The organism is Flammeovirga sp. SJP92 (assembly GCF_001583495.1).
Lineage (GTDB): Bacteria > Bacteroidota > Bacteroidia > Cytophagales > Flammeovirgaceae > Flammeovirga.
On the sequence record NZ_LQAQ01000091.1, the window covers coordinates 137,469 to 153,147 of the forward strand.

General features: G+C 34.1%; 12 protein-coding genes. 6 read left to right on the plus strand and 6 right to left on the minus strand.

Translation table 11 applies throughout. The features are described 5' to 3' along the window. Positions 1 to 126: 126 nt before the first annotated feature. The 3 genes from fsa to AVL50_RS20480 form a co-directional block, all read right to left on the minus strand. Positions 127 to 783 (minus strand): fructose-6-phosphate aldolase, encoded by a 657-nt coding sequence (gene fsa, locus AVL50_RS20470; RefSeq protein WP_062618343.1) that lies wholly within the window; start codon positions 781 to 783, stop codon positions 127 to 129. A gap of 177 nt (positions 784 to 960) precedes the next feature. Next, the gene (gene hemG, locus AVL50_RS20475) at positions 961 to 2,286 is read right to left on the minus strand and encodes a protoporphyrinogen oxidase (RefSeq protein WP_062618344.1); all 1,326 of its coding nucleotides are present in this window, start codon (positions 2,284 to 2,286) and stop codon (positions 961 to 963) included. 235 nt (positions 2,287 to 2,521) lie between these two features. Continuing rightward, positions 2,522 to 3,454: a malate dehydrogenase gene (locus AVL50_RS20480; RefSeq protein WP_062618345.1), complete on the minus strand. Its 933-nt coding sequence runs from the start codon at positions 3,452 to 3,454 to the stop codon at positions 2,522 to 2,524. Between the two features lie 194 nt (positions 3,455 to 3,648). On the opposite strand from AVL50_RS20480, the gene murF reads away from it, so the two are divergent. Beyond that, on the plus strand, positions 3,649 to 4,929 hold the full coding sequence (murF, locus tag AVL50_RS20485; protein ID WP_062618346.1) for a UDP-N-acetylmuramoyl-tripeptide--D-alanyl-D-alanine ligase: 1,281 nt from the start codon (positions 3,649 to 3,651) through the stop codon (positions 4,927 to 4,929). 8 nt (positions 4,930 to 4,937) lie between these two features. Continuing rightward, positions 4,938 to 6,056, plus strand: a complete 1,119-nt coding sequence (locus AVL50_RS20490) for a DegT/DnrJ/EryC1/StrS aminotransferase family protein (RefSeq protein ID WP_062618347.1) — start codon at positions 4,938 to 4,940, stop codon at positions 6,054 to 6,056. A 32-nt stretch (positions 6,057 to 6,088) separates the two neighbouring features. Here AVL50_RS20490 and AVL50_RS20495 read toward each other — a convergent pair whose 3' ends face one another. The 3 genes from AVL50_RS20495 to pdxA are packed head-to-tail and all read right to left on the minus strand — an operon-like array spanning position 6,089 to position 8,366. Continuing rightward, on the minus strand, positions 6,089 to 6,553 hold the full coding sequence (locus tag AVL50_RS20495) for a Fur family transcriptional regulator (RefSeq protein ID WP_062618348.1): 465 nt from the start codon (positions 6,551 to 6,553) through the stop codon (positions 6,089 to 6,091). A 3-nt stretch (positions 6,554 to 6,556) separates the two neighbouring features. Continuing rightward, a complete protein-coding gene (locus tag AVL50_RS20500) occupies positions 6,557 to 7,045 on the minus strand; it encodes a hypothetical protein (RefSeq protein ID WP_062618349.1) in 489 nt (162 codons plus the stop codon). Then, positions 6,996 to 8,366, minus strand: coding sequence for a 4-hydroxythreonine-4-phosphate dehydrogenase PdxA (gene pdxA / locus AVL50_RS20505; protein WP_063850811.1), 1,371 nt, complete (start codon positions 8,364 to 8,366; stop codon positions 6,996 to 6,998). The genes AVL50_RS20500 and pdxA overlap by 50 nt, the downstream gene beginning before the upstream one ends. A 370-nt stretch (positions 8,367 to 8,736) precedes the next feature. On the opposite strand from pdxA, the gene AVL50_RS20510 reads away from it, so the two are divergent. The 4 genes from AVL50_RS20510 (at position 8,737) to AVL50_RS20525 (ending at position 15,561) form a co-directional block, all read left to right on the plus strand. Further along, positions 8,737 to 12,249, plus strand: a complete 3,513-nt coding sequence (locus AVL50_RS20510) for a T9SS type A sorting domain-containing protein (protein WP_062618350.1) — start codon at positions 8,737 to 8,739, stop codon at positions 12,247 to 12,249. 130 nt (positions 12,250 to 12,379) lie between these two features. Beyond that, positions 12,380 to 13,162: a 16S rRNA (adenine(1518)-N(6)/adenine(1519)-N(6))-dimethyltransferase RsmA gene (gene rsmA, locus AVL50_RS20515; RefSeq protein WP_062618351.1), complete on the plus strand. Its 783-nt coding sequence runs from the start codon at positions 12,380 to 12,382 to the stop codon at positions 13,160 to 13,162. A gap of 130 nt (positions 13,163 to 13,292) precedes the next feature. Next, entirely contained in the window at positions 13,293 to 14,408 is a 1,116-nt protein-coding gene (gene dprA / locus AVL50_RS20520; protein WP_062618352.1) for a DNA-processing protein DprA, read from the plus strand. Between the two features lie 7 nt (positions 14,409 to 14,415). Continuing rightward, positions 14,416 to 15,561, plus strand: coding sequence for a glycerate kinase (locus tag AVL50_RS20525; protein ID WP_062618353.1), 1,146 nt, complete (start codon positions 14,416 to 14,418; stop codon positions 15,559 to 15,561). The last annotated feature ends 118 nt before the right edge of the window (positions 15,562 to 15,679 follow it).

A 15,679-nucleotide genomic window follows, 5' to 3' on the forward strand; every position in this document is an offset into this window, starting at 1 on the left:
ACTTATATACGCCGTTTTCCACAAAAGGCATTGTACAACGTAGGGACATTGTATTCAGCAATGTCCCCATCTATATAGATTACCTCCTATGAGATAATTGTAACCTATTCAAGAAAGAAAAGTTTCCTATTCTTCCATTTTCTTAGCATCCTTGATAAATTGAGCCAAACCTTTATCAGTCAATGGGTGGTTCAATAATGCTTTGATTGCATTTAAAGGACAAGTTGCAACATCAGCACCTAACTTAGCACAATCCAAGATGTGCATAGGGTGTCTTACTGAAGCCGCTAAAACTTGAGTACCGAAACCATAGTTTTCAAAAATAGTTACGATGTCTTCTACCAATTGTAAACCGTCTGTAGAAACATCATCCAATCTACCAATAAATGGAGAAACGTAAGTTGCACCTGCTTTAGCTGCCAATAATGCTTGACCTGCTGAGAAAATTAAAGTACAGTTTGTATCAATACCTTTGCTTGAAAAATATTTAATAGCTTTCAAACCGTCTTCAATCATTGGAACCTTCACTACAATTTTAGGGTCAATTGCCGCTAAAACTTCTCCTTCCTTGATCATCTCTTCATAAGTTGTAGAAAGTACCTCAGCACTTACGTCACCGTCAACAATCTCACAGATTGCTTTGTAGTGAGCATTTACAGCTTCTGTTCCTTTCACACCAACTTTTGCCATTAGCGATGGGTTAGTTGTTACACCATCAAGAACGCCCATTGAGTACGCTTCTTTGATTTCTTCAAGGTTTGCGGTGTCTATAAAAAATTTCATAAGTATTTTTGTCTAAAAATTTATATGTAGCAAACATACATAAATCTCAATGTTTTTTGGTGAAACTAGGGGAGATTTTTGATAGTTTGAATGTTATATTAGTATTTATATAAGGAATAGTAGGAATAGAACAATTTGATTATAAACTGAAATCCAACCTCTTAACTTATTTATCTATTAAAATTGATCTTCTACCAATTTTTTACTTTTTTCAATACAATCCGGTACAGCAATACCATCTTTCCAGTTCACAGAATAATATAAATTTGGAATCGGTTCTTTTTCCATAGTTTCCCAAAGATTTAAAATATTCTGATCATACTGAGGAATCGCTTTTCTCCATTTATGCGTTTTTTGATAGACCGGCTGATCTGTAAATCCTAAGGTAGATTGGAGTTCATTCCCAACACTATTTTTGATATTACCTTCTTCGAGTTTCGCATTTTCAGGTGTATGTGCTCCCCCAACAAAAGATGTCACTAGTACTTCATCATTCGTTGTTCTATTGGGAAAGATACAAGATGACCAAATAGAGCCTGCTGTAAAGGTTTTCTCTACCGATGGATTCAAACCTCCAAATCCTACAGGTGTATTTTGAGAAGCTTCTTTAGAGAAGACAGAATGCACCACACACATAGGTGGGCAGAAAACTTGTTCTAATTTTTCTGCTGTTTTAGGAGAAAGGAATTGAACAATCTTAGAGGTTGCTTCTGGAGGTGTACAGATGATGACTTTATCAAATAAGAACTCATTATTGTATGTCTTTACAGAGAAAATATCATCGACTATAGTCAAGCTCTCAACTTCAGAATTATAACTAACGTCTACTTTATTTGCTAAAGCATTGGTCAGTGTCTGTATCCCATCTTTAAAGCTATATGCTGTTTTTCTTTTCACCGCTACCCCATTGGCTTTATTTTCTTTTCTTAGCTGAATCATTCCTTTTATGATAGAGCCATGATTCTTTTCAGCATTATAAATAGAAGGAAATGAAGCCTTGATCTTCAGTTGTTTAGGATCTCCTGCGTAAATACCTCTTACAAAAGGATCTACAGCGTAATCACACACCTCATTATTGAATCGTCTTTCAAAAAAATCATACAAAGACTCATTTTCAGATTTTGCATTATTTTTTCTGAAATATTCAGTGATGATTTTCAATTTTGTATTCCAACCAAAGAATTTATTACTGAAGAAATTCAAAGGACCTGATGGCAGCACATTATACTTTCCATTTCTTAAGATAAAACGATCCTTATTGACGTCAGCGGCTTCTTGTAATTGATCTTCAAGACCTAATTCTTTTATCAAAGAGAGATGATCATCGCTAAAGAGCAAGGAGTTGGGTCCATTTTCTAAGAGGCGTCCATCTATTTTTTCAGTCTGAATACAACCTCCCGTCCTGTCACTTGCTTCTAAAACAACGCAGGTATGGCCTTTTTTCTGTAAATAATAGGCAGCGGTAAGCCCTGATATTCCTCCTCCTATAACACCGATTCTCATATTTTAGGGAAAAATTCTTTTAGTAATCTAATAAGTTTGTTTCAGCTAAAGTTTGTTTGGGATAAAAATTAGAAGAAACATAAGCTGCTACTCAATTATTATTGTAACAGCCAAATACAAATCTAATAAATCCAATATGAATTCTATCGGTTGAAATACAAAAACTTCTTAACAAAAAAATGTCCACCACTAAATAAATAGCGGTGGACATTTCCTATAAATTCCGTTCTACTGACTAAGCTTTAACGTCTAATAAGCCGTTAGTTTTCTTAACACCTTCAGCTGAAGTATGTAGTTTTGCTTTTTCGTCTTCAGAAAGCTCGATTTCAACGATTTTCTCGATACCGTTTTTACCCAATACTACAGGTACACCGATACAAAGATCATTTAAACCATACTCACCTTCTAATAATGCTGAACAAGGGAACATTTTCTTAGAGTCTAAAGCGATTGCTTTAACTAATTCAGAAACTGCTGCACCTGGAGCATACCAAGCTGAAGTACCTAATAATTTAGTAAGTGTAGCACCACCTACTTTAGTAGCTTCAACGATTGATGATTTTTGCTCCTCAGTTAAGAATTCAGATACAGGAACTGAATTACGAGTAGCTTTCTCGATTAGTGGAACCATTCCTACGTCAGAGTGACCACCGATTACCATACCAGAAACGTCAGATTGAGGGCAACCTAAAGCTTCAGCTAAACGATATTTGAAACGAGCACTATCCAATGCACCACCCATACCGATGATACGGTTTTTAGGAAGACCAGTAGCTTTAGCAGCTAAGTAAGTCATTGTATCCATTGGATTAGATACTACGATGATAATTACGTCTGGAGAATTTGCAATTAAATTCTTCGCTACAGTTTCTACAATGTTAGCGTTTGTAGTGATTAACTCTTCACGAGTCATACCTGGCTTTCTTGGAATACCAGAAGTGATTACCGCTACATCAGAACCTGCAGTTGCAGCATAATCATTCGTTACACCAGTGATTGTAGAATCAAACCCATTTAAAGATGCAGTTTGCATTAAGTCCATTGCTTTACCTTCTGCAAATCCTTCTTTGATATCAACTACTACGATTTCGTCTGCAAAATCTTTGATAGCGATATACTCAGCACAGCTTGCACCTACTGCACCAGCTCCAACTACAGTTACTTTCATTTTATGCGAGATTTAAAAAATTAATTATAAGTTTATTTGTAAATGTTTTACTCTCGCAATTTGCGATATTTTTGTAACTTTTTTGAGTGATTATAGAAATTCATAAACATGACTTTTATCACTTTCTAAATTTCGAGATAATTGCATAATAGAAAATATCTTAACAGATTGCATAAAAAAAATCCATCTTTAATATGAATATTGAAAAACTATATACTATATATCTAGAACACAGTATAATAACAACGGACTCTAGAAATGTACCAGAAGGGTCACTTTTTTTTGCATTGAAGGGCGGTAATTTTGATGGCAATAAATATGCAAAATCTGCACTTGAAAAAGGAGCCGCGTTTTCTATTGTTGATGATAAAGAAGTGGCTATTTCTGACCAATATATTGTAGTTGATGATGTTTTAACCACTTTACAGGAGCTGGCAAAATATCACAGACAGCAGTTCGATATTCCGGTTATAGCCGTTACAGGTTCGAATGGAAAAACAACTACAAAAGAGATTTTGCTTAAGATATGTTCTACTACTTTTAAGACGCATGCCACAAAAGGCAATTTCAATAATCATATTGGTGTACCTCTTACCCTACTTTCAATGCCTTTGGATACAGAAGTGGCATTAATTGAAATGGGAGATAATCATGTGGGTGAAGTCGCTGAATTATGTACTATTGCTTTGCCAAATCAAGGTTTTGTTACCAATATTGGAAAAGATCATATTGAAGGGTTTGGAAGTTTTGAGCAGAATGTTAGAGCCAAGAGTGAGGTATTTGATTATTTGATAAAAAATGATGGACTGATCTATATCAATTCTAAAGATTCTATTTTATATAATATGTCAAAGCGTATGAAATCTCCTGTATACTATGGGCAGGAATATGACTATGCTAATCTTGAGTTTATAGAAGTAAACCCATTTATTGTTTATCAAGACAGACAAGAAAATAGAATTGAAACACAGCTTTTTGGTGCTTATAACTTTGAAAATATACTTACAGCTTTTTGTGTCGGTAAAAAATTGGGCGTTACGGTTGAAAATATGAACAAAGCCATTTCATCTTATAAGCCTACCAACAACAGATCTGAAATTCTAAAAACAGAGAAAAATACCTTAATATTAGATGCATATAATGCTAACCCATCATCGGTTGAAGTTGCTTTAGAAAATTTAGATAAGATCGAAAGTTCAATTCCTAAAGCATTCGTTTTGGGTGACATGTTTGAATTAGGTGAAATCAGTAAAGAGGAGCACCAAAATATCGTTAACCAAGCATTAAAACTGAATTTTGATATTAATATTTTTATTGGTGAGCGTTTCTTCGAACATCAAAATGATCATGCAAAATTCTTTAAAACAAAAGAGGAAGCTTTAGAAGTAATCAAAAACGAAAACATCAATAACCACCTAATTCTTATTAAAGGTTCAAGAAGTATGGGTCTTGAGGTTATTAAAGAGATCTTATAAACACCAAGATGAAGAAAATCCCTTTTGTCTCATTAGAGCATCAAAATGCAATTATCAAAAAAGAGGTTGAAGCTGATATTTTAAATACCATAGCTTCTAATCATTTTATTTTAGGTAATAAGCTTGAGCAATTTGAGAAGGAATATGCCACTTTTTCCAACACCGCATTTTGTGTAGGTGTTGGAAATGGCCTGGATGCTTTAAAACTTTCTCTAATTGCTTTGGGAATAAAGGAAGGAGACGAAGTGATTGCCCCCGCTCATACTTTTATTGCAACAATTTTGGCGATAATGGAAGTGGGTGCAAAACCCATTTTGGTAGATGTTAACCCAGATACATATAACATTGATTGTCTTCAGATTGAAAACTTTATAAGTGCTAAGACAAAAGCAATTATTGTGGTTCATCTTTATGGTAATCCTTGTGATATGGACCTTATTGAATCAATTGCTCGCAAGAACAATATTCTTTTGATTGAAGATAATGCACAGGCACATGGAGCCACTTATAAAGGGAGAAAAACAGGAAGTTTCGGAATTTTAAACGCTACAAGCTTCTACCCTGCTAAAAACTTAGGCTGTTTTGGGGATGGAGGAGCAATAACCACAAATTCCAATACACTTTATGAAGAGCTTCAAAAGTTAAGAAATTACGGAAGTGCTAAAAAATATTTTTCGGATGTAAGTGGTTGCAACTCTAGACTAGATGAAATTCAAGCTGGAATATTAAGCATAAAATTACAGCATATTGAAAAATGGAATGATGAACGAAGAAAAATGGCTTCATATTACCTTTCTTTACTTGATCCTAGAATAAAAAAACAACGTATTTCAAGCTTTAACAGTCCAGTTTATCACCTTTTTACAATTGAATGTAAAGAAAGAGATAAGCTTCAAACTTTTTTAAGTTCAAAAGGAATTGATACACAAATCCACTACCCTATACCTCCACATTTACAAAAAGCATGTCTAAGTTTGGGATATAAAGAAGGAGATTTTCCAGTCACAGAAATGTTATCAAATAGTTTACTTAGTATTCCTCTATTTATTGGTCTTCAGTATAATGAAATTGAATACATAGCTAACCAAATCAATGTTTTTTATAAAAAAAATGACCTATTCATTTAAGAACAGGTCATTTTTCACTGAAAAATATAAAATCAATCTTCAGTAACTTCTTCCTTCTTTTGTTTTCCCTTGCAATTCTCTTTTTTACAGCTTCCGTAGAAATTCAATGAATGACTTTCAATCTCAAAGTCATAAATTTCCTCAACCATTTGCTGAATCTTCTGAATACGTGGATCACAAAACTCAAGAATTTTATTACATTCCTTACAGATTAAGTGATCATGTTGTTTAAAACCATGTGCCTTTTCATAAAGTGCCAGATTCTTACCAAACTGATGTTTTGTAATTAAATTGCAATCTAATAGAAGGTCTAATGTATTATAAACTGTTGCTCTACTTACTCTGTAGTTTTTATTTTTCATATTGATATACAGAGATTCCACATCGAAATGCCCTCCTCTTCCGTATATTTCTTCCATTATTGCAAAGCGTTCTGGAGTTTTTCTTAATTTTTTTTCCTCCAAATATTTTATAAATAATTCTTTTATCTCTTCCATAGATTAGTAATTTGAATTTGCTTCAACAGCTTCTTTTAATTCATATATAAGTCCTGTTTCTTCATCATTCAAATGAAGAACTCCTTTAAAAGTAGCTTCTTCATCCTCTATTTCACGCTCATTTTTAAGGAAAATAGCAATCACTGATTCAGGACCAGCCCCACCACAAAAGAAACAACTCGAAAAAGGATAATAGGAAACAATGATAGAGCCATCCGTGGTTTCTACAGGCAACACGAAACCTCTGATAGTTACTTCAGTACCATTCAATTTCTTTACATCTCTAGGGAAAATTGGAAGTGGCACATCCATCTCAAACTCATCACTGTATTTATATTCCCAATCAACATTCAACAACTTCTTCCACAATTCATAATTTGGATTAGGTCCAGCAAACCCTGCAATTATGAAAACTGAAAGAATTAAAGGTAAAATGAATATTCTACTCTTTAACTTCTTTATTTTGTTTGACTGGTTTTTGTTCTTGATCACCCGCATTTCTATTTCCTCCTTTATTAAAGTTCTTTCTTGGCTTCCAATGCTCTTTATTTTGGTTATGAGGTCTGCGATCTTGTTTTTGATTGCCTCCCTTATTTTTATTTTCAAGCATTTTCTGCTGACGAGTCACTTGTTCTTCTTTACGCTCACCTGCTTCCAACTCACTTAAATCAAACTCCTCTGTGCCTTCCGATGCTACTTCTAATGCTTTTTGCACTTTCATTTGATCCTTTCGATCTTGAAGCATTTGTTTTGCATTTGGACGAATTTGATTTGTGATGACATTTGATCTTACTTTGACAATATCAACTGCCTGCATAAGTGCCGCTCTAAATGATTGCTCATCAGCAATACCTTTTCCAGCAATATTATACGCAGTTCCATGATCTGGAGATGTCCTAACAATACTTAATCCAGCTGTATAGTTCACACCATTTTCAAATGCATGTAATTTAAATGGAATTAATCCTTGATCATGATACATACAAAGAACACCATCATAATTTTTGAAAGACATTGTACCAAAAAATCCATCAGAAGGGAAAGGACCAAAAACTAGGTTACCTCTTTTCTTAAATTCCTTAATTACTGGTGTAATGACATTGATTTCTTCATCACCCAATAATCCACCTTCTCCAGCATGAGGATTAAGCCCCATCACTGCAATCTTTGGCTTAGTAATACCAAAGTCTTTCTTCAGAGATTCTAAAAAGACATTAATTTTAGAAGATAATCGTTCTTTTGTGATACTAGACGCTACTTCTTTCAAAGGAATGTGACCAGTAACAACACCTACACGTAAATCTCCTTCACAAAGCGTCATTAAAGTATCTCCGTTGGTTGCAAAGTTCTCTTGATAATATTCTGTGTGACCTGCATAATTAAAGTCTTCACTTTGAATATTCTCCTTATTAATTGGAGCTGTCACAACAGCATCAATCACCTCAGCTTTTAAATCTTCTGAAGCCTTATTGATGGATAAATAAGCACACTTCCCTGCCGATTCACTAACCTTACCAGGCTCAAGTTCCTGCACATCAGACCAACAATTCACTACATTGATTTTTTGATCATGTAGATAACTATTGTTATTGAACTGGTGATAAGTAAAATCTTCTATCCCTAAAATTCTTTTGTACTTTGTCAAAATTCTACCTGAACCGTATACAACAGGAGTACAAATATTTGTGATACGTTTGTCTTGCAAAACCTTTACGATAACCTCCGGTCCTACTCCATTGTAGTCACCGATAGTGATACCAATACGAGGTTTGTCAGATCTTCTATTATTTTTTTGATTTTTATTCTCTCTCATAACTTAGATAGACTTTATTTTAAGTCTTCATTTCCACAACTAAATGTCCATAATAATAGTCTTCTTTCAAAAGTAATACTTTTCAAGCTTTTTTATTGTATTATTCAAGTAAATTAATGATAAAAAGTCTCTTCCTTATATCTTGATAATTGATTCAAACACTCTTTTTTAGTGATATAAAGAATGGTATATTCTTAATATTTGTGAAATTTAATTTAAAAGCTACATTAGTTTACTTACTTTACAACTTTTACAATCAATTGAAGTTCTTCTATATAAGTTGATCAACATCTGTTCTGACTATAGAAGTACTGACAACTTTTTTTAATAAAAATCTAACAAAGATATTATTTAATAATTTCCAAAATTAATGATCAATCAGAAACGCTTAGGACAGGCATTACTCTTCATCGTGTCTATCGGAATATTTAATTATTTCTATCAAAACAACACTTCAGATGAACAATCAAAAGTGCTACAAACAAAAGATATTTTACACGAGAGATATCTAAAGAAAAAAGCTCAAAAGAATGCTAAAGATTATGTAAAAGCTGATAAACCAGATCAGTTTATTCAGTTAATGAATTCTTTAAAAGTAAGAAAAGATGACAATGAGCATCAGTATACAAAAGGATACAAGCTTAAAGAGACTTTAAAAGCCAAGGCTTATTTTAAAAGTAATAATCGTGTGAGTCAAACGATTACAGATGAGCAATGGGTAGAAAGAGGTCCAAACAATGTTCCTGGCAGAACTAGAACATTAGTTGTTGATAAAAATGACCCCACCAACAATACATGGATTGCAGGTTCTGTAGCTGGAGGTATTTGGAAAACCACCAATAAGGGATCATCATGGACCCCTTTGACAGACGACCTTCCAACTCTTTCAATTTCACATATTAGCCAATCAGAAAGCAATCCAAATATTTGGTATGCTTGTACTGGTGAAGGTTATGGAAACATTGATGGAGTGAAAGGTGATGGTATTTTCAAATCTACTGATGGCGGTAACTCTTGGTTTAGTTTAGAGAACACTTTGAACAATGATGATTTTCAAATTGTGAACCGTTTAATCATTGACCCTAACAATGCGGACAACTTAACCGTTTGTACTTCTGCTAATCCAGGTCGTAATTATCGTTCTTCTATTTTTATCAGTAGAAATGGTGGTGAAACATGGGATAAAATGTATGAAGAAGAATATGGAGGTTATTATACAGCGATCTTACAGGTAGTTGCAAGTCCAGACGATTTCAACGTCCAATATGCTACTATTAAGAATAAAGGAATTCTTAAATCTGAAGATATGGGGGTTACATGGAAAGCCCTTGAGGGATATAATCCTACAGGTAGAATAGAATTAGCAATTTCAGAAGTGAATCCTAACTATATTTTCGCTTCTATTTCCGGGGCTGGTGAAGGTAGTTCTGACGGTAACTTATACCTCTCAAAAGATGCCGGAGATACTTGGGACTTATTAAAATCAGAAGAAGAAATTCGTTTTTTAGGCGGGCAAGGCTGGTACGATAACGCTGTTATGGCCCACCCTTTTGACGAGAATTCTTTTTATGTAGCGGGTGTTGATATTTGGAGAATAAATCTTATCAATGATCAAGATTCTATACAAGCTCAACGCGTTTCAAATGCATATGGAGAAAATGATGAGCTATTGAATCCGTCGCTTTTCATGACGGGTAGTACATTTCTAGAAGGATTCCACCCCGATCATCACTCTTTAGTTCCAGTAAAAACTTCTGTTGATGAATTTTACATTATCAACACAAGTGACGGTGGTGTTTTTTATTCCAATACTGATACTAATCCTGGTGAAAAACATGGCGATTGGACATTTGCTGGATTTGGTTATAACACTACTCAGTTATATAGTGTCGATAAAAAAACAGGAGCAAACCAATATGTTGGAGGATCACAAGATAATGGCACATGGATTTCATTTAGTGATCCAAGAAAGACCTCCAATTATAAAATGTTTTTAGGTGGTGATGGTTTTGATGCGGTATGGCACAGCGAAGATCATAATAAGATGTTGGCTACTGTTTATAACAATCTCATTTACCGAAGTGATGACGGAGGCCGTACATTGTCACGAAGTTATAATGGTATAACTGATTTAAATGAAAAAGCCCCTTTCATCACGAAATTGGCTAACTCTAAACAAAACCCTGAAACTGTATTTACTGTTGGTGCTACAGGTGTTTGGAGATCTCAAAATTTTGGAGAAAGTTGGGAATTAAGACGTATTAGTGAAGAGAACTGGAAGATGTCTTCTTTTGTTGACATTAAAATTTCTGAGGCAAACACTGATGTAATATGGGCTGGTAATCAATTCACAGGTTATTCAATCCAACTATCTAAGGATAATGGACAAACTTTTGACCCTGTTGCAGGTAATACAGGTGACTTGAACATGACAGGTTACATATCTGGTATTACTGCTGACCCAATTTATGAAGAAAATGCTTATATCTTATTTTCTTATGCTAACTATCCAAAGATTATTAAAACTACAGACTTTGGAGAAAATTGGGTGGATATAAGTGGATTCGAAATAAATGGCACTTCTTCTAACGGATTTCCTAATGTGGGTGTGTATGACTTATTGGTATTCCCTTTCAATGATGATTTTCTATGGGCCGGGACGGAAATCGGTATTTTTGAATCACTTGATGGAGGTGATTCTTGGCATCCTCTTGATGGCAGTTTACCAAATGTATGTGTTTGGGATATGAAATACAGCGACAACCAAGTGTATATTGGCACTCACGGTAGAGGTATTTGGTCTGTTGACATACCTGAGAACCCACAACCTAAGGTAATTAGTTACAATTCCACTTTAGCTGGTGTTGAAATCAACGTGAATATTGATACAGAAGCAGACTCTATTATTGTATTCAACAAATCCAAGGAACGCATTAAAGGTTTCAATACTTCCTTTGAAGCCGGTAATCACATTTTATTTGTAGAGAATACGAATCTATCAGAGAAAGAGGTTCAATTTATTAGTTATAAAAACAACCTACCTTATAAAAGCAGGTTTACTACATTAGAAGTGATTGAATTCAATACTGCTTCAAATGAATACTTCAATGATTTCACTAATTTCAATACTTCTGCAGATTTTGTCTCAGATGGAATTCTTTTCAATTCATCCGTAACGGGTTTTTCTTTTGCAGGATTACATAGTAGACACCCTTACGAAGTGAACACTGAAAGCTACTCATACTTGAAAACTCCTATTATTGTGAAAGAAGATAATTCTAATTTCTTCTATAAAGATGTAACACTTGTTTCTGAAGATGATGACTTCGTAACAATAGAGGCTAAAAAAGGCAACGATGAATGGGTTAATATTTCAGGTTCTTATGATGCTAGTTTTAATGAAAACTGGAAACATTATGCAGATCTTGGATCTAATGGTGCTGAGAGTTTAGAAGTTAGGCATCAAATCGATCTGCAAGACTTCTTTAATGCAGGAGATACAATTGCAATTCGTTTTAAATTAACATCAGGTGAGACTTCTCCTAACTGGGGTTGGGCGGTTACTTATCTTAACATTCAGAGTAAAATTGAAGAACCTGTTGTAACAAGTAGTGTAAATCAGGCCTTATTCAACTCTATGAAAGTCTACCCGACTGTTATTAGTAACAACGAGACAAATATTGAGTTCAATTCTACTATTAGTGAAAACCTCAGTTATCAATTGATTGATATCAATGGCAGAGTACTACAATCTTCTACTTTTAAAGTTACATCAGGTAATAATAAAGTTCCTATACAATTGAATAAAGCAAAAGAAGGAATATATATTCTTGTAGTTTCAGATGGAAAAATGAAACAATCTTTCAAATTGGCCATACAATAGTTCTTAAAAGATGGTCATATCTCTGTATTGAATTTGTTTTGTATATTTTAATATCCGTTTTTTGCGGAAAACATATAAGTGCTAGTTATTATAACTAGCACTTTCTTCTTTCAATACATAAATCATACTTATGTCTAAAGTCAAACCTAAAAAACATTTAGGACAACATTTTCTGAATGACCTGCAGATTGCGGATGACATTGTAAATGCAATGACCGCTTTCGGAGGCTACAAAGAAATATATGAAATCGGACCTGGTACAGGTGTTTTAACTACTCGCTTAATGAAAAAAGAGGAGTATAAAACAACCGTCATTGAAATTGATACTGAATCTGTAGTTTACCTTGCTAATGAAGTTGGTTTACCTAAAGATCAGATTATAGAGGGTGATTTCTTAAAACTTGACTTTGGCAATATCGCTCCTCACCCTGTAGGATTAATTGGTAACTTTCCTTATAATATCTCCACACAGATTTATTTTAAGATCTTAGAAAACAAAGATCAAATCACAGAATGTGTAGGTATGATTCAAAAAGAAGTTGCAGAAAGAATTGCTACAAAAAAAGGAGGACGTACTGCTGGTATCCTTACTATTTTAGTACAGGCCTTTTATGATGTAGAATACTTGTTTACTGTCCCTCCTGGCGTTTTCATTCCACCTCCAAAGGTTGATTCAGCTGTAATTCGTTTAAAGAGGAATGATAGAAAATCTCTTCCTTGTAAAGAAGAAACTTTCTTTAAGGTAGTAAAACAAGCATTCAGTACTCGACGTAAAACACTTCGTAATGCCATGAAACCTTATGGTCTTCCTGCCGAGTTATTAGAAGATCCAATCTTCAAGAAACGAGCTGAAGAGCTCTCTGTAGAAGACTTTATAGATCTTACTGTTCGCATAGAAGAATCAAGAAAATAAATTCGAAGCCATTAATCTTTTGAGGTTAATGGCTTTTTTATTGACCTTTTCAACAAATTCACTAAATTGTATTACTAATTATAAACAAAACTATTTCTAGAAGATCTTACATGATTCATAAAACTATACAATGACAGATACTCAAAAAATATATGAACTATGGCTTAATGATATCAATGGCATTGGAGGAGCAACCTGTAAACAACTGATTAGTTACCTTGAAAGTGCTGAAAATGTCTACAACAGTTCTCACAAAGAATTAATTAAAATTCCAAACATTGGCGAATTTCTCACAAAGTCTATTCTTAACTCAAAAAGTAAGCTTGATAAAGCTGAAAAAGAACTGGAACTGGCCAGAGCAAACAATACACGTATCCTTACTTACATGGATAGAGAGTTCCCTAAACGCTTAAAACTTCAGAAAGATGCACCCTATCTTATTTATGTAAAAGGAAAAGCTTTAGCATTAAATGCCAGTAAAAACATAGCCATAGTTGGTTCAAGAGCAGCTACAAATTACGGGCATTATGTCACTAAAAGAATTGTTGAAAAACTTTCTGATCTTCCTGGGATGAATATCATAAGTGGTCTTGCTTATGGTATAGACATACATGCACACAGAGCCGCCCTAGAATACAAAATTGGAACTATAGGTGTAATGGCAAATGGTCTAAAAACTGTATACCCCAAATTACATCAGAAAACTGCAAACGAGATGCTGGCCGACAATAAAAGTGGATTGATTTCCGAAAACAGCATGACTTCCCTGCCCGATGCTCCAAAATTTCCTGCAAGGAATAGAATAATCGCAGCCTTGGCTGATGCAGTAATTGTAGTACAAGCTAAAAAGCGTGGAGGTGCATTGATCACTGCTGATATTGCCAACAGCTATCATAAAGATGTTTTTGCCGTTCCAGGCTTGATCACTGATCCTCTTTCTGAGGGTTGCAATAACTTAATCAAATATAAAAAAGCACACCTGTTCTCTTCTGTCGATGATATCTTAACAGAATTGAATTGGAGTAAAAACTCAAAAAACAACAACCAAATGTCACTATTTCAAAAAAACAATTTAACACCACTGGAGCAGAAAATTACTCAGATAATTTTTGAACATCCCTTACAAATTGAGGAGATTGCAATACAAACACAAATCCCTTTACCAAAGTTAGCAAGCTTACTGTTACAATTGGAGCTAAAAGGAGTTGTGAAGTTAAAAGCAGGAAATATTTACACACTTAATTGATTTACATTTGAATATTTTAATAGCCCCCAATGCCTTTAAAAATAGTATTAATGCATTAGAAACAGGTTTAGTGATCAAGGAAGCTTGGTCAAAGGTTCGTCCTACTGATCATATCGTCATCAAACCTATGGCAGATGGTGGTGATGGTTTTGCTCAAATTGTAGGTGAAGAAAAAAAAGGTCAGAAAGTTACGGTTTCAACAAAAAATGCATTAGGTCAGCCTCATGAAGGGTTTTACTATAAAGTAAACAATGAAACAGCTATCGTTGATTTGGCTTCAAATTGCGGAATGCAAACTATAAAAGATGGAACATTAAATGCATTGGAAGCTAATACTGAAGGTTTAGGGATTGTCATCCAAAAAGCCATCCAAAAAGGATGTTCAGAGATCATTGTTGGTCTTGGTGGAAGTGCTTCAACTGATTTTGGTTTAGGAGCTATTCATGCATTGGGGGCTAAGTTCAAAGATCAAAATAATGATGTAATTGTTCCTAATGGAGGAAACCTTCATCGAATTAAAAGCATTGATCTTTCTGAACTAGAAGACACTATTCAGAATATTCATTTCTATATTGCTATTGACGTTGAGAATAAGCTACTTGGTAAAAAAGGTGCCGCTCCGGTTTTTGCTCCACAAAAAGGTGCTTCTCCAGAGGAAGTCAAACAATTGGATACTAACCTTGAAAAAATTGCTTTTTTGACTCAGAAAATCACCCAAAAGGATGTTGTATCAATGCATGGAGGTGGCGCTGCGGGAGGAACTTCAGCAGGTTTTTGGGCTTATTTGAATGCAGAACCTATGCATGGAAGTCAATTTATGATGAAAGTGATGGGACTTCAACAAGAAATTGAAAAAGCGGATCTTGTAATTACTTCTGAAGGTTGCTTAGATCAACAAACCTTAGCAGGAAAAATTCCTTCAGTGATTGCTGAATATGGTAATCAATTTTTCGTCCCTACAATCTGCTTAGTTGGCAGCAACACTTTACAATACAACGATGAACACCCTTTCTATTCTATTTTTTCAATTAACCAAAAATTCGATGCAATTGAAAAAGCTATTCAAGAAACAAAGAATAATTTGGAACATACCACTTTTCAGATTGCTAAAATATTCCATTTAGGTAAAAATAAGGCAGATCAAGAATTTTAAGATTAACAGATTTTCACACTTATAATAGCGTTAATCATTAAAATTTTATCAAATTGCACTTTAATATGATAGAAAACTGTTTAAAGCACGTAATCTTATCACTAAATTAAGGTTTTAG